The 18,801-nt window shown below is 64.0% G+C and carries 19 protein-coding genes; 11 read left to right on the top strand and 8 right to left on the bottom strand.

Annotated elements, in window-relative coordinates; all coding sequences use genetic code 11:
* Positions 1 to 51 precede the first annotated feature (51 nt).
* The 4 genes from pcaH (at position 52) to GGD61_RS16870 (ending at position 4,442) form a co-directional block, all read left to right on the top strand.
* The gene (gene pcaH, locus GGD61_RS16885) at positions 52 to 753 is read left to right on the top strand and encodes a protocatechuate 3,4-dioxygenase subunit beta (RefSeq protein WP_026201729.1); all 702 of its coding nucleotides are present in this window, start codon (positions 52 to 54) and stop codon (positions 751 to 753) included.
* Complete coding sequence (pcaG, locus tag GGD61_RS16880) at positions 754 to 1,356, top strand: protocatechuate 3,4-dioxygenase subunit alpha (RefSeq protein WP_183230926.1); 603 nt, start codon at positions 754 to 756, stop codon at positions 1,354 to 1,356. It begins immediately after the preceding gene.
* Between the two features lie 257 nt (positions 1,357 to 1,613).
* Positions 1,614 to 3,302 (top strand): methyl-accepting chemotaxis protein, encoded by a 1,689-nt coding sequence (locus GGD61_RS16875; protein WP_092251575.1) that lies wholly within the window; start codon positions 1,614 to 1,616, stop codon positions 3,300 to 3,302.
* 48 nt (positions 3,303 to 3,350) lie between these two features.
* The gene (locus tag GGD61_RS16870) at positions 3,351 to 4,442 is read left to right on the top strand and encodes a phosphotransferase (protein ID WP_092251576.1); all 1,092 of its coding nucleotides are present in this window, start codon (positions 3,351 to 3,353) and stop codon (positions 4,440 to 4,442) included.
* A gap of 214 nt (positions 4,443 to 4,656) precedes the next feature.
* On the opposite strand, the gene GGD61_RS16865 is transcribed toward GGD61_RS16870, so the two are convergent.
* From GGD61_RS16865 to GGD61_RS16855, 3 genes are read right to left on the bottom strand one after another with little or no spacing between them, the layout of a single operon-like run.
* Positions 4,657 to 6,213 (bottom strand): MDR family MFS transporter, encoded by a 1,557-nt coding sequence (locus GGD61_RS16865; RefSeq protein WP_092251577.1) that lies wholly within the window; start codon positions 6,211 to 6,213, stop codon positions 4,657 to 4,659.
* 17 nt (positions 6,214 to 6,230) lie between these two features.
* A complete protein-coding gene (locus GGD61_RS16860) occupies positions 6,231 to 7,394 on the bottom strand; it encodes an HlyD family secretion protein (protein ID WP_092251578.1) in 1,164 nt (387 codons plus the stop codon).
* Positions 7,387 to 7,869 carry a MarR family winged helix-turn-helix transcriptional regulator gene (locus GGD61_RS16855; RefSeq protein ID WP_092251942.1) on the bottom strand — a complete coding sequence of 161 codons (483 nt, stop codon included), beginning with the start codon at positions 7,867 to 7,869 and terminating at the stop codon, positions 7,387 to 7,389. Before GGD61_RS16855 ends, GGD61_RS16860 begins: the two co-directional genes overlap by 8 nt.
* Positions 7,870 to 8,024: 155 nt before the next feature.
* On the opposite strand from GGD61_RS16855, the gene GGD61_RS16850 reads away from it, so the two are divergent.
* From GGD61_RS16850 to ispG, 3 genes are read left to right on the top strand one after another with little or no spacing between them, the layout of a single operon-like run.
* Positions 8,025 to 8,519 carry a Fur family transcriptional regulator gene (locus GGD61_RS16850; RefSeq protein WP_092251579.1) on the top strand — a complete coding sequence of 165 codons (495 nt, stop codon included), beginning with the start codon at positions 8,025 to 8,027 and terminating at the stop codon, positions 8,517 to 8,519.
* A gap of 35 nt (positions 8,520 to 8,554) precedes the next feature.
* Positions 8,555 to 9,508 (top strand): DMT family transporter, encoded by a 954-nt coding sequence (locus GGD61_RS16845; protein ID WP_092251580.1) that lies wholly within the window; start codon positions 8,555 to 8,557, stop codon positions 9,506 to 9,508.
* A 12-nt stretch (positions 9,509 to 9,520) separates the two neighbouring features.
* Positions 9,521 to 10,804 carry a flavodoxin-dependent (E)-4-hydroxy-3-methylbut-2-enyl-diphosphate synthase gene (ispG, locus tag GGD61_RS16840; RefSeq protein ID WP_092251581.1) on the top strand — a complete coding sequence of 428 codons (1,284 nt, stop codon included), beginning with the start codon at positions 9,521 to 9,523 and terminating at the stop codon, positions 10,802 to 10,804.
* Positions 10,805 to 10,813: 9 nt separating this feature from the next.
* Here ispG and GGD61_RS16835 read toward each other — a convergent pair whose 3' ends face one another.
* Together GGD61_RS16835 and GGD61_RS16830 are read right to left on the bottom strand one after the other, a co-directional pair.
* On the bottom strand, positions 10,814 to 11,236 hold the full coding sequence (locus GGD61_RS16835; RefSeq protein WP_018316742.1) for a type II toxin-antitoxin system VapC family toxin: 423 nt from the start codon (positions 11,234 to 11,236) through the stop codon (positions 10,814 to 10,816).
* Positions 11,229 to 11,558 carry a hypothetical protein gene (locus tag GGD61_RS16830; protein WP_244550564.1) on the bottom strand — a complete coding sequence of 110 codons (330 nt, stop codon included), beginning with the start codon at positions 11,556 to 11,558 and terminating at the stop codon, positions 11,229 to 11,231. Before GGD61_RS16830 ends, GGD61_RS16835 begins: the two co-directional genes overlap by 8 nt.
* A gap of 194 nt (positions 11,559 to 11,752) precedes the next feature.
* On the opposite strand from GGD61_RS16830, the gene GGD61_RS16825 reads away from it, so the two are divergent.
* The 3 genes from GGD61_RS16825 (at position 11,753) to GGD61_RS16815 (ending at position 14,978) form a co-directional block, all read left to right on the top strand.
* Positions 11,753 to 12,649 (top strand): TauD/TfdA family dioxygenase, encoded by an 897-nt coding sequence (locus GGD61_RS16825; protein WP_092251583.1) that lies wholly within the window; start codon positions 11,753 to 11,755, stop codon positions 12,647 to 12,649.
* 172 nt (positions 12,650 to 12,821) lie between these two features.
* A complete protein-coding gene (locus GGD61_RS16820; protein ID WP_092251584.1) occupies positions 12,822 to 14,159 on the top strand; it encodes a Rieske 2Fe-2S domain-containing protein in 1,338 nt (445 codons plus the stop codon).
* Between the two features lie 3 nt (positions 14,160 to 14,162).
* Positions 14,163 to 14,978, top strand: coding sequence for an N-acetylmuramoyl-L-alanine amidase (locus GGD61_RS16815; protein ID WP_183230925.1), 816 nt, complete (start codon positions 14,163 to 14,165; stop codon positions 14,976 to 14,978).
* Between the two features lie 138 nt (positions 14,979 to 15,116).
* Here the strand turns inward: GGD61_RS16815 and GGD61_RS16810 are convergent, their stop codons facing one another.
* From GGD61_RS16810 to GGD61_RS16800, 3 genes are all read right to left on the bottom strand, one after another.
* Entirely contained in the window at positions 15,117 to 16,724 is a 1,608-nt protein-coding gene (locus tag GGD61_RS16810) for a Na+/H+ antiporter (RefSeq protein WP_018316747.1), read from the bottom strand.
* Positions 16,725 to 16,772: 48 nt separating this feature from the next.
* A complete protein-coding gene (gene bla, locus GGD61_RS16805; protein ID WP_092251585.1) occupies positions 16,773 to 17,630 on the bottom strand; it encodes a class A beta-lactamase in 858 nt (285 codons plus the stop codon).
* 164 nt (positions 17,631 to 17,794) lie between these two features.
* Positions 17,795 to 18,169, bottom strand: coding sequence for a nuclear transport factor 2 family protein (locus tag GGD61_RS16800; protein ID WP_018316749.1), 375 nt, complete (start codon positions 18,167 to 18,169; stop codon positions 17,795 to 17,797).
* 95 nt (positions 18,170 to 18,264) lie between these two features.
* Between GGD61_RS16800 and GGD61_RS16795 the strand changes: the two genes are divergently transcribed.
* Positions 18,265 to 18,693, top strand: a complete 429-nt coding sequence (locus tag GGD61_RS16795; RefSeq protein WP_183230924.1) for a GFA family protein — start codon at positions 18,265 to 18,267, stop codon at positions 18,691 to 18,693.
* Positions 18,694 to 18,801: the final 108 nt, after the last annotated feature.

Here is an 18,801-nt window from a genome sequence, read left to right as displayed (position 1 = left end):
TTGGCTGAAGCGTTGTCCGGCCGGACCACATGGCCGGGGAGGAGTCCGCCCATGACATTCATCTATCCCACTGACAGCAACAAGGCGCATCCGCTGCCGCTGTCGCCCGACTACAAGAGCTCGATCAAGCGTGCGCCGAACAAGCCCTTGATCCCGATGCGCCATACGTTGTCGGAGCTCACCGGCCCGGTCTACGGCCACGAGACCGTGCGCGAGGGCGACAACGACCTCACCACCCAGCACAAGGGCGAGCCGATCGGCGAGCGCATCATCGTGCACGGCCATGTGCGCGACGAGGACGGCCGCGGCGTGCCGAACTCGCTGGTCGAGATCTGGCAGGCCAATGCCTGCGGCCGCTACGTCCATGTCCGCGACCAGCATCCGGCGCCGCTCGATCCGAATTTCACGGGGGCCGGCCGCGCCCAAAGCGATGCCTCCGGCTATTATCGCTTCGTCACCGTCAAGCCGGGTGCTTATCCCTGGGGCAATCACCACAATGCCTGGCGTCCCGCGCACATCCATCTGTCGGTGTTCGGCCATTCCTTCGTCACGCGCCTCGTGACGCAGATGTATTTTCCGAACGATCCGCTGTTCCCGTTCGATCCGATCTTCAACTCGGTGCCGGACGAGAAGGCGCGGGCGCGGATGGTCTCCTCGTTCGATCTCGAGAACACCCAGCCCGAATGGGCGCTGTGCTACCGCTTTGACATCGTGTTGCGCGGCAAGAACGCCACCCCCATGGAGAATCACTAAGTGCAGGATTCTGTGACGCCCGACGGGATCACCCCATCGCAGACGGTCGGCCCGTTCTTCAAATACGGCCTGACGCCGAGCGGCGAGTACGCCTGGAACGACGCGTTCACCAACTCGACGCTGACGCCAGATGTCACCGGCGAGCGCATCCGCATCGAGGGTCGCGTATTCGACAGTGACGGCGTTGCCGTGCCGGATTGCATGCTGGAGATCTGGCAGGCGGACGCGCAAGGCCGCTTCGCCGACCCGCAGGACAAGCGTGCGCTGCCAAATGCAAGCTTCCGCGGCTTCGCCCGTTGCGGCACCGACAAGGACGGCAATTACGCGTTCGAGACCATCAAGCCGGGCACGGTGCCGGATCCCGATGGCAAGCCGCAGGCGCCGCACATCCTCCTTGCGGTGTTTGGCCGCGGCATGCTCAGGCATCTCTACACCCGGATCTATTTCGGCGACGAGGCCGGCAACGCCGCCGACCCCGTGCTGGCGCTGGTGCCCACCGAGCGCCGCGCCACGCTGACCGCGGCGCGCGAGGCCGGCAAGCCGGTCTACCGGCTCGACCTGCGGCTGCAGGGCGACAACGAGACGGTGTTCTTCGACGTGTGAGGCAACGCGTGCCGGGGGAGGCTTGCTCTTCGGCGCGCATGTCTCATCTGGCGCATCGAGGCCGAGGCTGCCTCCGGCCGAAACGATTCTCCCGCACGTGTGTGCGTCAGCCTCGCTGACTCAAATACCGATGGCTTGACGTCGAATTCCCGTAGTTAGACGGGGTTCGCGCGATACAATTTCGGCGCGAAGCAATCCCGTATTTACCGTATTCGTCTAGGGTGGCTGCAGTTTTGACACCGCCCTGGATTGTTTTCATGAAATTTCGTCTGTCGTTGTCATCTGCGATCATTGCGTTCGGCATCGTTCTCGCCATCGGTTTTGCCGCCGTGGTTTCGACCAGCCTGTACGCCTTGAAAGAGCTCAAGGTCGGCGGTCCGCTCTATTCCGACATCAAGCTCGGCAACGACCTCATCGCGGACATTCTGCCGCCGCCGGAATATGTCATCGAGGCCTATCTCGAGGCGACCCTGGCCATGCGCGAGCCGGACCAGCTGGCGGCCCACGGCGAACGCCTGGTCCAGCTCCGCAAGGATTACGACGAGCGCAAGGCGTTCTGGGTCACCTCCAGCCTCTCGGCCGACCTGAAGACGGTGCTGGTGTCGAAATCCGATGCTGAGGTGCAGAAGTTCTGGAAGGCGTCCGACCAGCTCCTGCCGGCCCTCAAGGCCAAGGACGCCGCTGCGTCCGAGCGCATCTATGCGCAGGTGAAGGACGCCTACACCGCGCATCGCGCCGTGATCGACAGCATCGTCGAGAACGCCAACAAGCAGAATGCAGCCATGGAAAAGCTGGCCGCGGACCGCGACAGCTCGATGCTTTATATCCTCCTCGGCGTCTCCGCCGCGGTCCTGGCTTTCGTTGCTGCGGGCCTGCTCGGCGTCGCACTCGGCGTGGTGCGGCCGATCGTGCGCATGACGGGCACGATGCAGAAGCTCGCGACCGGCGATCTCGCCGCCGACATTCCTTTCGCTGACCGAAAGGACGAGGTCGGCTCGATGGCGGGGGCGCTTGTGGTGTTCAAGCAGGCGGCGGTCGAGAATTCCCGCCTGCGCGAGGAGCAGTTGCGGCAGGAGCAGGAGGCGGCGCTCGCCAAGCGCTCCGCCCTGCACCAGATGGCCGAGACCGTCGAGCGCGAGACCGGCCGATCGGTCGACACCGCCGGCGCAGCGACGCAAGGCGTCGAGCGGGCGGCGTCCAGCCTGTCCGATATCGCGAGGTCGCTCTCCGCACAGTCGCAGGCGGTCGCGGCGGCCTCCACCCAGGCCCTCGGCAGTTCGCAGACCGTCTCGGCCGCGGCCGAACAGCTGAGCGCCTCGATCCGCGAGATCGCAAGCCAGGTCGTGCGGACCAGCACTGTCACAAAATCGGCGGTCGCCGGCCGCGAGCAGGCGCGTTCGACCATCCAGGCACTGGCCGGATCGGTGAAGAAGATCGCCGAGGTCTCCGACCTCATCGGCGGCATCGCCGGCCAGACCAACCTCCTGGCGCTCAACGCCACGATCGAGGCCGCCCGTGCCGGCGAGGCCGGCCGCGGCTTCGCCGTGGTCGCCGCCGAAGTGAAGTCCCTGTCAGACCAGACCGCCAAATCCACCGAGGAGATCACGCGGCTGATCACCGAGATTCAGGCCTCGACGCAGGCCGCGGTCGATGCCGTCGAGACGATGGGAGGGCGCATCGTCGAAATCGACGGCGTGGCAACCTCGGTTGCCGCCGCGATGGAAGAGCAGGACGCCGCGACGCGGGAGATCACGCGGTCGATTTCCGAATCGGCTTCCGCGGCCAAGGAGGTCTCGGCCAAGATCGGCAATGTCAGCCGCGACGCCGCTTCCGTGAACGAGCGCGCCGCCGAGGTCAGGCAGGCGATCGCCGGCATGGCCGCCAATCTCGAACAGCTCCGGTCGGTCGTGGTGCGGACCGTGCGCGCCTCGACCGAGGCGGCTTGAGCGCGGCATCGGTTCGGCCGCTGGTGCGTGGGGTCATGATCGTGCAATATGGCGCGGGACAGGGGCATCGTGAATTTCATGACACCTCCACAACTGCCTGATGTCGTTGAGCCCGCCCGACTGACGGCGGCACTGCGCAGAGGCGGCGTGCTCGACGCAGGCGCGGTCCGCGAGGTGAAGGTACTGCATCAGCGCGACACCGTCGTGTCGCACATCGTCCGTCTCGGTCTGCGCTATGTGGGTGAATCCGGCGGCGCGCCGCAGACACTGATCCTGAAGACGCCGCATGCCGATTTTGCCAAGACGCTTGCGCATGGTGGCCGGCACGAAGTGGCCTTCTATGCGAAACTTGCACCGAATATGCCGCCGGGGCTGGTGCCGCGTTGCTTTGACGGACAGTTCGATGAGGAAAATGTCAGTTGGCATCTGCTGCTCGAGGACCTCACCGACAGCCATGAGGTCGCGGCCCCGTGGCCCTTGCCGCCGTCTCGCGAACAGGCGATGGCGATCGTCACGACGCTCGCGGGCTGGCACGCGGCATGGTGGGACCACCCAAGTCTCGGCGACACCATTGGCAGTTGGATGAGCGCCGATGATACGTCAAGGTTGATGGAGACCTTTGCTGGCCATTATGATCGTTTTGCCGATCTTCTCGGCGACCGTCTGAGCGAAGAACGACGCATCCTCTATCGTCGGTTCATTGAGCAGTCGGATCGTTTGCTTGAGCGCTATCATTCCCATCGACATCTCTCTATTGCCCACGGCGATGCCCATACCTGGAATTTCCTGCTGCCGCGCGCGGACATCGCCGACACCGTGCGGATTTTCGACTTCGACCAGTGGCGCATCAACGTGCCGACCCACGATCTCGCCTACATGATGGCGACGCAATGGTATCCGGAGCGCCGCCAGACGCTCGAGCGCCTGCTGCTCAACCGCTATCATGAGACCCTGATCTCGCACGGCGTCAGCGGCTACACGCGCGGCGCACTTGACCAGGATTATCGCCGGTCGGTGCTCTGGCACATCACCAAGCCGGTCTGGCAATGGAGTGTCAATCTCCCGCCGCTGATCTGGTGGAATAATCTGGAGCGGGTGTTTGCGGCGGTGGATGATTTGGGCTGCGAGGAGTTGTTGTAGGGCGCGCCGCAATTTCGGTGTCGTCCCTGCGAACGCAGGGACCCATAATCACAGGGAGTAGTTTGGCGCGAGACTGGTAATTCACAGTCTTCGCCAAACTACTCCCTGTGATTATCGCGACGAGCGCAAGCGCTCGCGCTGAGATCCCGGATCTGCGCTCCGCTTCGCCGCGCTTGTCCGGGATGACAGTGGAGATTGGGAGATCGAGCGTGCGTTACTCCATCACCGCATGCTCCGGTCCCGCCGCCTGCTTGCGCAGCGTGGCCTTGGTCGAGCCGATCAGCAAGGCGAGCGGGATAGTGCAGAGGATGAAGAACATCACCAGCTGATAGTCGTAGGCGAAGGCGATGATCTGCGCCTGGACGCTGACCATCCTGTCGGCCATGGCGCGGCCGGCGTCGGTGGACAGGTTGATCAGGCCCCTGACGTCGGGCATCTGCAGTGCATGGTTGAACGGGTTGATGTGCTCGGACAGGATCGCATAGGTCCGCCGCGTCCCCTGCGTCAATTGGGCGATGACGACGGAAATGCCGACCGAGCTCGCGACGTTGCGCATCAGGGTCAGCATCGCGGTGCCGTCGGTACGGAGGTCGTTCGACAGTGTCAGGAAGGCCACGGTCGATAGCGGCACGAAGACAAGGCCGAAGCCGAAGCCTTGAATGACGCTGACGGTGACGATCTCCGGCACCTGGGTCAGATCGGTCCAGCCGGTCATCTGGAACAGCGAGCCTGCGGTCAGTGTCAGGCCGGCGATGATCAGCGTGCGCGCCTCGAAATAGCGCATCATCCGGCCGACCAGCATCATCGCGAAGAAGGTGCCGAAGCCGCGGCTCGCCAGCAGCAGGCCGGCGGTGATGATGGGATAGCCGATCACGTTCTGCATATAGGGCGAGGCCAGCGCCATGGTCGAGAACAGCACGAGCCCCATCACGATCATGAACACGCAGCCGGTGACGAAGTTGCGATCCCGAAACAGCGCGAACCGAATGAACGGGGTCGAGGTCGTGAAGGAGTGCGCGAGGAAGAAGTAGAAGGCGACCGCCGAGACGATGAACTCCGCGAGGATCTCATTGGATTCCAGCCAGCCCAGCTGCTCGCCGCGGTCGAGGGCGAGCTGAAGCGAGCCGATCGCAACCGCCAGCGCGGCGAAGCCGAACCAGTCGAATTTGAGGCTGAGATTCTTGTCGGTCTCGTCCATGAAGACGATCAGCCCGAGCACGGTGATGAAGCCGAATGGCAGGTTGACGAAGAACACCCAGTGCCAGGAATAGGTCTCGGTCAGCCAGGCGCCCAGCGAGGGCCCCATGATCGGACCCATCATCACGCCCATGCCCCAGATCGACATCGCCTTGGCACGTTCCTGGAGCGTGTAATAATCGAGCATCACCGATTGCGACAGGGGCACCAGGGCGGCGCCGAACACGCCTTGCAGCAGGCGGAACAGCACCATCTGGTTGATGTCCTGGGCGAGGCCGCACAGCACCGAGGCCATGGTGAAGCCGGCCGAGCAGATGATGAAGATGCGCTTGCGGCCGAAGCGGTTGGCGATCCAGCCCACCGGCGCCGTCATGATCGCGGCGGCTACGATGTAGGAGGTCAGCACCCAGTTGATCTGGTCCTGCGAGGCCGACAGCGTGCCCTGCATGTAGGGCAGGGCGACGTTGGCGATGGTGGTGTCCAGCGCCTGCATGATGGTCGCGGTCATGGCGCAGATCGTCACCATGTTCCGGCGCAGGCCGGGGACCATCAGGCTGGCATTGGGACCGGACATCGGATCAGTCCTTGCGTTCAGTCTTTATCCTGGCTCGCGGTCGCCGACAGGCCTAGCAGGCCGGCGAGCGAGCGCTGATGGCCGGTGTCGATGGTGGCGTAGACGCTCATGCCAGCCTTCAGCTTCCGGACATATTTGTCGGTCTCGTCGAAATAGATGCGGATCGGCACGCGCTGCACCACCTTGACGAAATTGCCGGTGGCATTCTGCGGCGGCAGGATCGCGAATTGCGCGCCGGTGCCGGGCGAGAGCGAGCCGATCTTGCCCTTGAAGACGTGGTTCGGGAACGCGTCGACCTCGAGCGTGACGGGCTGTCCTTCGGTGACGTGGGTGAGGTCGCTCTCCTTCGGATTGGCGTCGACCCAGGGGTGGGCGACGTCGATGATGGAAAACACCGGCGTGCCGGCGGCGACATAGCGGCCGAGCTGGATCTGCTCGACCTGCGTCGCCACGCCGTCCATCGGCGCGCGCAGCACGGTGTGGTCGAGGTTGCGCTGGGCATCGTCCAGCTTGGCCTTGGCCTGTGCGTAAGGCGGGAATTGCTCCAGTGGCAATTCGGGGTCGCCGAGCAGCTGCGTCCTGGCGTTGGAGAGCTGTTGCTTGATGTATTGCGCCTGCGCGCCGGCGGTGACCAGCGCATTCGAGGCATTGTCGAGATCGAGCTGCGAGCCGTAATTGTTCTTCACCAGCGCCTGCTTGCGCTCGACGTCGCGCTGCTTCAAATCGATGCCTTGCTGGGCGAGGCCCAGCATGTCGCCATAGATCTTGATGTTGGCGACGAGGTTGTCGTAGGTCGTGCGGGCCTGCGCGAGCTGCGCCTTGGCTTCGACCACCGCGTGGCGAAACGGAGCGGGGTCGATCTCGAACAGCTCGTCGTCCTGCTTGACGGACTGGCCTTCCTTCACGACGACCTTCTGGATCTTGCCGGAGATGTCGGGCGTCACCAGCACCTTCTGCGCGCCGACATAGGCGTCGTCGGTGCCGACATAGCGGCCGCCATGCAGGTAGAAAGTGATGCCGCCGATGGCGGCGATCACGGGCAGCACGACCAGGAGCAGGAAGCGGCGGTAACGCCGCAGGCCCGCGACCAGGCGGCGGCGCGGGTCGGTGCCGGCTTTCTTGGTGGGCTTGCCGCTGTCGGTCTTCTGCTCGGGCTGGAACTTGAGGACTTGGTCAGCCATAGCGCTGCTCCTTACGCGCCTGTTCCGCGCCGCTGGTCTGGATCGCGGTACGCACGTTTTCCTTGATGGTTTCGAGCTGGGTCAGGAGGCGATGGGCGTCCGCCGGCGTGATGCCGTCGAGCGCGTTGGCCGTGAGCTCGGACTTCAGCCCGCTCATCCGGCCCAGCAATTGCCGGCCGGCCTTCCTCAGATACAGGCGCTTGACGCGGCGGTCCGAAGCGTCGCTGCGGCGCTCGATCCAGTCATTATCGCAGAGCTTGTCGATCAGGCGGGTCAGCGTGATCGGCTGCATCTCGAGCAGCTCGGCGAGTTCCGACTGCTTCATGCCCTCGCTGCGCTCAACCTTGGCCAGCACCGCCCATTGCGCCCGGGTGATGCCGAACCGCAAGGCCTCCTTGTCGGCATAGACGCGCAACAGGCGGTAGAGCTCACCGAGCGTGAACAGGAAGTTCTGGTCGACAGACCCGCGGGTCATGAGCTTGGTCTCCAATAAGCTTGGGATATAATAAGCAAGCTTATGATTATTCCACGGCGGATATCACGATGCTGTCCCGCAGCGCGAGCATGGCTGGCAGCCGGTCGCAGGGTCGTGCTTTGGGTTCCCGGGCCCAAATGCTAGAACGTGCCCGCATGACCCTCGCAAAACCGGCATTTCCCGCGCCCGACCACGATCACGGCCGCTGCACCGCGGATGCGCTGGCGCATGCCGAAGAGGTCTGCAAGCAGCGCGCACAGAAATTCACGCCCATACGCCGTCAGGTGCTGGGGGCCTTGCTCTCCAGCCATCGCCCGCTCGGAGCCTATGAGGTGATCGACGAGCTCGCCAAGTCCATGTCGCGGCCGGCGCCGATCACGGTCTATCGCGCGCTTGATTTCCTGATGGCCAATGGCCTTGTGCATCGCATCGAGAGCCGCAATGCCTATCTCGCCTGCGCCGCCCACGACCACGACGCGACCTCGGCGGTGGCGTTCCTGATCTGCGAGCGCTGCGGCCTGGTCGGCGAGATCCCGTCGGCGTCCTTTGCCCGGGACCTCAATGCCGCCGCGCGCAGCTCGGGCTTTGCGCCTAAATTGTCCGTGGTGGAGATCACGGGCGTCTGCACCCATTGTCAGAAAGCTGCATAGAGCAACAACGGCGCAAAGCCGGTAATCGGGAAGAGATGTCCTCACCACAAGCCTTACATTCCGCCGCACGTCCCCTCAGTGCCGGCGCCATCGCCCTGATGCTCATGCTGTGCCTGACCTGGGGGTTCAACCAGATCGCGGTGAAGCTGGTGCTGCCGGACATTCCGCCGATGCTGCAGGCCACGATCCGGTCGGCGGGCGCGCTGCCGGTGCTGCTCCTCATCGGCACGCTTCGCGGCGTCAAATTCTTCGAGAATGACGGCACGTGGAAGCCGGGCCTGATTGCCGGGCTGATGTTCGGCATCGAATTCGTGCTGATCTTCCAGGGGCTGCGCCTCACGTCGGCCTCGCGCGCGGTGGTGTTCCTCTACACCGCGCCGTTCTTCGTTGCGCTCGGCTCCTACCAAGTGCTCGGCGAACGGCTTGGCGCCTCGCAATGGCTGGGTCTTGCCATCAGCTTTGCCGGCGTCGCGCTCGCCATCGGCGTGCCGCAGCCCAATGTCGATTCGCATGTCCTGCTCGGCGACCTCATGATCGTCGGCGGCGCCGCGCTTTGGGCGGCGACCACGCTGGTTGCCAAGGGCACGCGGCTGCGGTTTGCCGCGCCGGAGAAGGCGCTGGGCTATCAGGTTGCGATCTCGATCCCGATCCTGGGACTGGCGGCCGGGCTGTTCGGCGAGACCATCACGCATACCCCGGCGCCGCTGTCGCTCGGCCTGATGGCCTTCCAGGCGATCTGGGTGGTTGGAACCACGTTCACGCTTTGGTTCGCGCTGGTGAAGGCCTATTCGGCCAGCAAATTGTCGGCTTTTACCTTCATCACCCCTTTGTTTGGCGTCGTCGGTAGCTATTTCATCATGCACGACACCCTAAGCTTGGCGTTCGGGGCGGCAGCTGTCCTTGTAATTGCTGGGCTTTTTCTCGTTAACCGTCCGAGCCAAGTCGCTGCGGCGCCGCGCGATGCATTGCTGAACGTCACCAAAACCTGATATTTGGACCCCATGAACAAGCCCGAAACCACCATCGATTCCGACATCGCGGGGCCAGCGCCGCGTTACCATACCACCCAGGTCAAGGTCGGCGACGTCGCCGTCGGCGGCGGTGCGCCGATCGTCGTGCAGTCGATGACCAACACCGATACCGCCGACATCGACGGTACCATCGCCCAGGTCGCAGCGCTCGCGCGCGCCGGCTCCGAAATGGTCCGCATCACTGTGGACCGCGAGGAAGCCGCGGCCGCCGTGCCGCACATTCGCGACGGCCTCGCCAAGCGCGGTATCACCACGCCGCTGATCGGCGACTTCCACTATATCGGCCACAAGCTGCTCGCGGCCTATCCGGCCTGCGCCGAGGCGCTCGCCAAGTACCGCATCAATCCCGGCAATGTCGGCTTCAAGGACAAGCGCGACACCCAGTTCGCCGACATCATCGAGATCGCCAACAAGAACAACAAGCCGGTGCGCATCGGCGCCAATTGGGGCTCGCTCGACCAGGAGCTGCTGACCAAGCTGATGGACGAGAACGCCGCTTCCGCCAATCCGCGCGACGTGCGCGCGGTGACGCGCGAGGCCATGGTGCAGTCCGCGCTGCTCTCGGCCGCGCGCGCCGAAGAGCTCGGCATGCCCAAGAACCGCATCATCCTCTCCGCAAAGGTCTCGGCGGTGCAGGATCTGATCGCGGTCTATCAGGATCTCGCTTCTCGTTCCGACTACGCCATCCATCTCGGCCTGACCGAGGCCGGCATGGGCACCAAGGGCATCGTGGCGTCGTCCGCCGCGCTCGGCATCCTGCTGCAGCAGGGCATCGGCGACACCATCCGCATCTCGCTGACGCCGGAGCCTGGCGGTGACCGCACCCGTGAGGTGCAGGTCGGTCAGGAGTTGCTGCAGACCATGGGCTTCCGCACCTTCGTGCCGCTGGTCGCTGCATGCCCCGGCTGCGGCCGCACCACCTCGACCACGTTCCAGGAACTGGCGCGCTCGATCCAGGATTTCATCCGCGACGAGATGCCGACCTGGAAGACGAAATATCCTGGTGTCGAGGAACTCAACGTCGCGGTGATGGGCTGCATCGTCAACGGCCCCGGCGAATCCAAGCACGCCAATATCGGCATCTCGCTGCCCGGCACCGGTGAAGCGCCGGCCGCACCCGTGTTCGTCGACGGCAAGAAGTTCCGCACGCTGCGCGGCCCGACCATCTCCGCCGACTTCAAGGCGCTGGTGATCGACTACATCGAGCAGCGTTACGGCCAGGGCGCCAAGGTGCCGGTGACCGCGGCGGAGTAGGCGTTCAGGTCAGCATGTAATCGTGCTGACCTGGCCTGTCTCGCCATATCTCAGCATCAATCCGTCCCGGGTAATCACGCTCGCGCCAAGGTCGCGAGCAGTTGCAATGATGATTCGATCCGCAGGGTCACGCGGCGGGGCGCCGGGCAAGAATGAAGACGCGATCAAAATATTGGGCGTGAGTTCGGCGAGCCGCACTCCTTCGACGGCAAGCAGCCGTTGAAACCAGAGTTCTGGTCTCGTGGAGAGGCCCAGCCTGTTGCGTGCAACGAGCAAGCCGATTTCCCATGCGGTGATTGCAGAGACGAAGATGGCAGATCCTGCGCGATAGGCGGCTTCAATCGCCTCGCTCGCCTCGGTGGCAATAGGTTTGTCTTCTGCAATCCAGATCGCGGCATGCGTATCGAGCAAAAGAGGCGCAGGATCACTCATACACTTGGCCCCAATCGGGATCGGCCGGCTGTGTCAAATCAACGCCGGGTGGGATGTGTGCCAATCCTTTGAGGGCGCCGAACAGCGGAGGGCGGCCGAGCTTCTTGACGCGCGACGGCGCCGGTTCTGCGGAACTCAATTCGACCCGGCGAAACACGACCTTGCGAGCCTTCGTGTCGACCTGCTCGGTACGAAAGCCGGCGGCCAGCCAGACCTTGGTCATCACATTGTTGGTCGGATTATTGCTCCACCAGGCCGGGTATTGAGGAGAGTTAGGAGGGAGCTTGCTTCCAATGACTCGCTCGATTTCGGCAAAGGTCATAGGGACCTCTTTGGCCCGTTGGGACTTCAGGAACGCGCCAAGTCGCTCATATTTACCCATCGTGGAAGCCTCTTTTCCTTCTACACACTATTAAAGCTTTATAAGTGTGTCAAGATTCGCGGGTTGCTATCTTTGCGTCTGCGCTCCCGAGGCCTAGGATAGCAAGCAACGAACAACAGATCGGGAGACACGCCATGAGCTCACTCGCCGGCAAGCAGGGCCCGCGCTATCGCCACACGGCTGACGACGGCGCGCTCTACGAGACCATCGCGGTCGAAAAGCTCACCCCCATCATCGGCGCGGAAATATCGGGCGTGGACATCGGCGGGCTCGTCTCCGACGACGCGCGTTCAAATCAGCAGATGGACGAGATCCACCGCGCGCTCGCCGAAAACCTCGTCATCTTCTTCCGCGACCAGCAGATCACGCCGCAGCAGCATCTCGCCTTCGGCCGCAAGTTCGGCGAGCTGCATTTCCATCCCGCCGCGCCGCATGAGGACGAAGACCCGGCGCTGATGAAGATCTACGCCGACAAGAACTCGCCGCGTGCCAACGGTGAGGGCTGGCACTCCGACGTGTCCTGCGATCTCGAACCGCCGATGGGCTCGATCCTCTACATCAAGCAGTGCCCGCCGCGCGGCGGCGACACGTTGTTCGCCAACATGTACGCCGCCTATGAGGCGCTGTCCGATCGCATGAAGACCTATCTCGATGGCCTCACCGCGCTGCATGATGGCGAGCCGATCTATCGCGGGCTCTATGCGAACTACGGCGTTGCCGACCGTCCGTCCTATCCGAGCGCCGAGCATCCCGTTGTGCGCACGCATCCGGTCACCGGCAGAAAGGCGCTCTACGTCAACCGCGGCTTCACCCGCCACATCAACGGCATCCCGCGCGACGAGAGCGATGCGATGCTCGCCTATCTCTACCAGCACGCCGAAAACCCACTGTTCCAGTGCCGCTTCCGCTGGACCGAGAACGCCATCGCGTTCTGGGACAACCGCTGCACCCAGCACCGCGCGATGTGGGACTACTGGCCCCACACGCGCTCGGGCACGCGGGTGACGGTGAAAGGCGAGCGGCCGGTTTAGGAGACAGTGCGGTAGGGTGGGCAAAGGCGCGTCAGCGCCGTGCCCACGTCTTCTCATCAAATAGGCAGGACGTGGGCACGCTTCGCTTTGCCCACCCTACGAGAGCCGTTCTTGCGTTGACGTCTTCCCGCGTCCGCGCCAATCTTCCCGAAAATATTCGGGAGGATCAGCCATGCTCCGCGCCGAGGACAACAAATTCCTGACCGAGGCCGGCCCTGGAACAGGCATGGGCGAATTGCTGCGCCGCTTCTGGATTCCCGTCCTGCTGTCCGAAGAACTCCCCGAACCAGACGGCGAGCCGAAGAAGATCACCGTGCTCGGCGAGGAACTGCTTGCCTTCCGCGACACGCGCGGCGTCGTCGGCGTCATCGACCAATATTGCCCGCATCGCGGCGCCAATCTCTGGCTGGGGCGAAACGAGGAATGCGGCATCCGCTGCGTCTATCACGGCTGGAAGTTCAACACCGACGGCCGCTGCCTGGACATGCCGACCTCCTATCCCGATCTCAACGCCAAGGACCTGATCCGCATCAAGTCCTATCCGGTGCGCGAATGGGGCGAGATGATCTGGGCCTATATGGGTCCGATCGAGGCCATGCCCGAGCTGCCCGATCTCGAAATGGCGCTGCTGCCGGCCTCGCACCGCTACGTCAGCAAGAAATGGCAGGACTGCAACTGGGTGCAGGCGCTGGAAGGCTCGATCGACACCGCGCATTTCACCTTTGCCCATCTCTCCTTCGACAAGGAGGAGAACGAGATCCTGGACATCAAGAAGCACTTTGTGAATCCGATCGCGCGGATGTCGAGCGATCACATGCGCTGGATCGCGGAAGACCCGCGGCCGGTGATCAAGATCAGCCCGCACGAGGCCGGACTGACCATTGCCGGTGGCCGGCTCACCGGCAGCGACAGCATCTACTGGCGCATCGCGCAATTCCTGATGCCATTCCACGCCTACGCGCCGAGCGCGATGCCGGGCGAGAGCATTTTTGGCCAGACCTTCGTGCCTGTGACCGACACCAATTGCTGGATCTACACCTATGCCTGGAATCCGGAGCGGCCGTTGTCGCAAGCGGAGCGCGACGCCTACGACCGCGGCAACGGCGTGATCGCGGAGGTCGACGACAATTACGTGCCGCTGCGCCATAAGGGCAACGACTATCTGATCGATCGCAAGCTGCAGAAGACCAGGAGCTACACCGGCATCAAGGGTGTCTCCGAGCAGGACGCCGCCGTGCAGGACAGCCAGGGGCCGATCGCCGACCGCACCCGCGAGCATCTCGGGCCGACCGATCTCGGCATCATGCATTTTCGTAAATTGGTGATGGATCTGGCGCGGGCGCTGCAGCAGGGCGAGGCCCCGCCGCAGGCGACGCATCAGGATCGCTATGCGGTGCGCTCCGGCGCCTGCGTCACCAGCAAGTCGAAGGATCTGTCCGCGGTCATGCTCGAACGATTCGGCGATGTCGCGGGCTTCGTCGGCCGGCCACGCATCGCGGCAGCGGAGTAGGATTTGTCGTCAGGGCGGGACATCGTCGCAATTCTCCTGGTGTCGCTGGTCGCGTTATTGCTTCCGTCCATCGATGCGGGGCAGGCTGCCCCGGCCCGAAAGGTCGCGAAAGCAAGGCCCAAGCCTTCGCCCGCGCCGGCCAAATGTGAGATGCCGAAATTCCGGATCGTCGTGGATGTCGGGCATACGCCGGACTCCTACGGCGCATTGAGCGCGCGCAACGATCCGGAGTTCGGCTTCAACTTCCGTCTCGCAAGACTCATCACGGCGAAACTCAAGTCCGAAGGCTTTGCCGCAACACGCCTGCTCGTCACGGACGGCAAGGCGCGGCCCAGCCTGTTTAAACGTGTCGGCAACGCCAATGGGTCGCACGCCGATCTCTTCCTGTCGATCCATCATGATTCGGTGCCGGACAGGCTGCTCGAGACCTGGGAATTCGATGGCGCGAAGAGCTTTTTCAGCGATCGCTTTTCGGGCCACTCGCTGTTCGTGTCGCAGCGGAATTCGCACTTCGCCACCAGCCTGATGCTGGCACGGATGATCGGCAGGCAGTTGAAGGAGCAAGGCCTGCACTATGCCAGCCAATACACTTTGCCGCTGATGGGCCGTTACCGGCGCCAGTTGCTCGACAAGGACGTCGGCGTCTACCGCTATGACGGGCTCGTCGTCCTGTCGCGGACCAGCAGTGCCGCAGTGCTGCTCGAGGCCGGCTCCATCATCAACCGCGACGAGGAAATGGCGATGAACGCACCCGAGCGGCATGAAACGATTGCGGCGGCCGTGGCGTCCGCCATAGCGGAGTTTTGCGCAAGGCGGTAATTGCTCCCGCCGTCATTGCGAGCCAACGGGTCCGCGCCTAGCGCGACCCGAGGACAGGCTCCGCGAAGCAATCCAGAGTCTTTCCGTGGAGGCGGTCTGGATTGCTTCGTCGCAACGGCTCCTCGCAATGACGGGAGGCTACAGCGGCGTCCGCCGATACTCCCGGTTCGCCAGGCTCGCTTCCTCCAGATCCAGGTCGCGCTCGATTCGCCGCCGCGTCTCGTCGGTGATCTGGCCGTCGCGCAGCAGGTTGTGAATGAATTTGCGTTCGGCGGCGATCAGGTCGCGGGTCAGCGCGGTACCGGCGGCAGAGACGTCGTGGTGGGTGGGATCGAGTGAATCAGGCAGTTGGTTGACGCGGATGTCATGGCGGGCACGCAGGAGCCGCATCACTTCGTCGGACACCTCCTTCTCCTCGGTCAGCGCGTCGAGCGATTTCAGCGCTGCATCCAGCGCCTGACGGCGCGCGGCGATCTCGGCTTCGTGCTCGGCGGCATGCTCGTTACGGCCGGCCTCGGCGACGCCGAGCCATCTCACCACCGGCGGCAGCGTCAGCCCGACGCCGATCAGCGTGACGAAGATGACGCCGAAGGCCACGAACAGGATCAGGTCGCGATACGGAAATGCATCGCCATCCGGCAGCGTGAACGGCAGTGCCAGCGCGGCCGCCAGCGACACCGCGCCGCGCACGCCGGTGAAGGCGAGCACGAACGGCCATTGCCAGGGTGGCGACGGATCGCGCTGGCGCAGCGATTTGCTGAGCATGCGCGGCAGGTAGGTTGCAGGATAGAGCCAGGCGAAGCGCGCGACCACGACGATCACCAGGACCACGGCAGTTGCGATCAGGATGTCGTCGAGCGGGAACGCCTTCGATTTCTCGTAGAGCGCGCGCATCTGGAATCCGGTGAGCAGGAACAGCACGCCCTCGATCAGGTAGATCACGAGGTCCCAGAAGAAGATGCCCTGCAGGCGCGTTGCCGACGAGATCAGCAGCGGGCCGTTCCAGCTCACATAGAGGCCGCAGGCCACCGTCGCGATCACCCCGGAGCCACCGATATGCTCGGGCAGCCAGTAGGAGACGTAGGGGGTGATCAGCGACAGCGTCAGCTCGACCTGCGGATCTCCGGACCATTTGCGGAAGCGAAGGGAGAGCCAACCGACGCCGATGCCGAAGGCGATCTCGCTGGCGACAATGAGGAGGAATTCGCCGGCGGCGAGCGGCAGCGAGAAATGTCCGACCATGATGGCGGCCAGCGCGAAGCGGTAGAGGATCAGCGCGGTGGCATCATTGGCGAGCCCTTCACCCTCGAGGATGACGAGGAGCCGCCGCGGCATGTTGAGCCGGCGCGCGATCGCGAGCGGTGCCACCACGTCGGGCGGCGCGACGATGGCGCCGAGCAGGAAGCCGATGGTCCAGGGCAGGCCGATCATGTAGTGCGTGGCGGCCGCCACCATCGCTGCGGTGAAGATCACCGCGCCAACCGCGAGCAGCACGATCGGGCGCAAATTGTTCTTGAACTCACGCCAGCTCATGGCGACGCTCGCCGAGTAGATCAGCGGCGGCAGTACCATCAGCAGCACCAGCTCGGGAGGCAATTCCACCGGAGGCATGCCAGGCACGAAGGCGAGGCCGACGCCGGCCAGCATCAGCAGGATGGCGGGGGCGACGTTGAAGCGGCGTGCGGCCAGCGCCACGCCTGCCAGCACGGCGAGCAGGATGAGAAAGGTCTGAAACTTCGCTTCCATGATGGTCTGTCTTGACCCGGAAGCGACGGCTACGTCAATGTGCGCGGCTTACGCCAGCCGCTCGGCCGCCATCCGTCCGATGCGTGCAAAGGCGGCTTCGATCTGCGCCGGATTCGGCGTGCCGCCCTGGGTATAGACCGCGATCAGGATCGGCGTCCCGGGCTTGGGCCAGGCGACCGCGATATCACCCGAAGCGTCCTTGCCGTTGTTGCCGGTCTTGTCGCCGATGGTCCAGCTTGCAGGCAGGCCGCCGCGCAGCCGGTTCGCGCCAGTCTTGCAGTTCACCATCCAGTCGGTGAGCAGGGCCCGCGAGGCCGGCGACAGCGCTTCGCCCACCACCAGGCGCTGCAAATTTCCCGCCATTGCTGCCGGCGTCGTGGTGTCGTGGGGATTGCCCGGCGGCGAGCGGTTGAGTTCTGGCTCGTTGTGGTCGAGCCGGGAGGTGGTGTCGCCGAGCGATCGCCAGAAGGCGGTGAGGGCGGCGGGTCCGCCGATCCGCGCCAGCAGCAGATTGGCGCAGGTATTGTCGCTGAGCTCGACGATCGCCTTGCACATGTCGCTGACCGACATCGCGCCGGCCGCAAGATTCTGTTTGGCGACCGGCGCGTAGTCCAAGAGGTCGGGCTTGCCGTAAGCGATCATGGCCGCAAGCTGGTCCTCGCCGCGGTCGACCCGGGCCAGCATGCAAGCCGCAAGCGAGGCCTTGAAGGTCGAGCACATGACGAAGCGCTCGTCGGCGCGCCAGGCGAGCTTTTTGCCGGTCGCAAGGTTCTCTGCATAGACCCCGATCCGTCCTCCGCTCTCACGTTCATAGGTTTCGAGCTCAGGCGGTGCCTCAGCGGCCAACGCAGGAGAGGCGGCGATCCAGCAGAGAGAGGCGAGCAGGGAACGGCGATCGAGCGGCATGGGGAGCTTTCATGAGAAGAGATGGAAGAGATTACGCACGCGTCATCCGCGCCGTCATTGCTTCGCTGCGCTCGAGCTCCTCGCGCGGCGAGAGTTGTGCTTGCAATGGTGCAGAATGGAGGGCGAGCGCGTCCGAATTCAGGAAGCGGGACGTCAGGCCGTCCTCACTCCCTCAGGTCATACCGATACGATTTCGACACGATCTGCCAGCCGTCGGCGAGCTTCATCGCCACCAGATAATCGGTGAAGAAACGCGGCGGCAGCTGGCAACGGACCTTGATGAAGGCGGTCTTGTCGTCCGAACGGTCGATGGTGACGATGAAATCCTCGCGCGGCTTGCCCTCGGCCTTGGCGGAGGCGCGCTTGCGGACGCGGTCGAGCCAGTCGGGCACGGTCAGGACCTGAAGCTCGCCCTTCTCGACCCAGCGCAAGTCAGCGGAGGGATGGAAGATGGTGCCGAGCTTCTCGGCGTCGCCCTCGTAAAGCCCGTCGAAATAGGATTGCACGACGGCTTCGACACTCGAACGGTTCTGGTTCATAGGTCATCCTTTTGCATGATGGCTTGGGCGGAACTTAGTCGTACACATCGAAATGCGCTATGGGTGTCTCTTGCCAATCGCGCAAGGACGCTGGAATGACCGGATCAGAAACTTCGAACGCTCGTATCCTGATCGGCGAATGCTACTGCCGCGCCGTGCGGTTTGAGGTGACCGACGCGTTCTCCTATGCGATGAACTGCCACTGTTCGAACTGCCGTCGCACCACCGGCTCCGCCTTCAAGCCCTTCGCCGGCATCGCGCAGGATAAGCTCCGCATTGTCCGGGGAGGGGACCAGCGGATGATTTTCGGCGACGACTCCACCCATGACGCCCATTGCTCCCGGTGCGGCTCGCTGCTTTATTCCCGGGTACGTGAAGGACAATGGGTCCATGTCGCCATGGGAACCCTGGTTGATGCCCCCTCGATCCGGCCGAGCGCCCACATCTTCGTGGCCTCGAAGGCGCCCTGGCACGAAATTACGGACAATCTGCCGCAATATCGGGGGCATATCGGCGATGCCTAGGGGAATTCGGTCTGCTTGCCTGTTTGGCAGCGAACCGCGACCGCGCTGGCGCGACAAACATAGGGGGTCCTTCGGGCTGTCGCCGGCGCGGCCTTGGTGACCTCCATC

Origin of the sequence: Bradyrhizobium sp. SBR1B (assembly GCF_014198205.1) — a bacterium.
Lineage (GTDB): Bacteria > Pseudomonadota > Alphaproteobacteria > Rhizobiales > Xanthobacteraceae > Bradyrhizobium.
The sequence above is the reverse complement of the archived record's forward strand: the minus strand, read 5'-3'. Positions and strand labels throughout refer to the sequence as shown.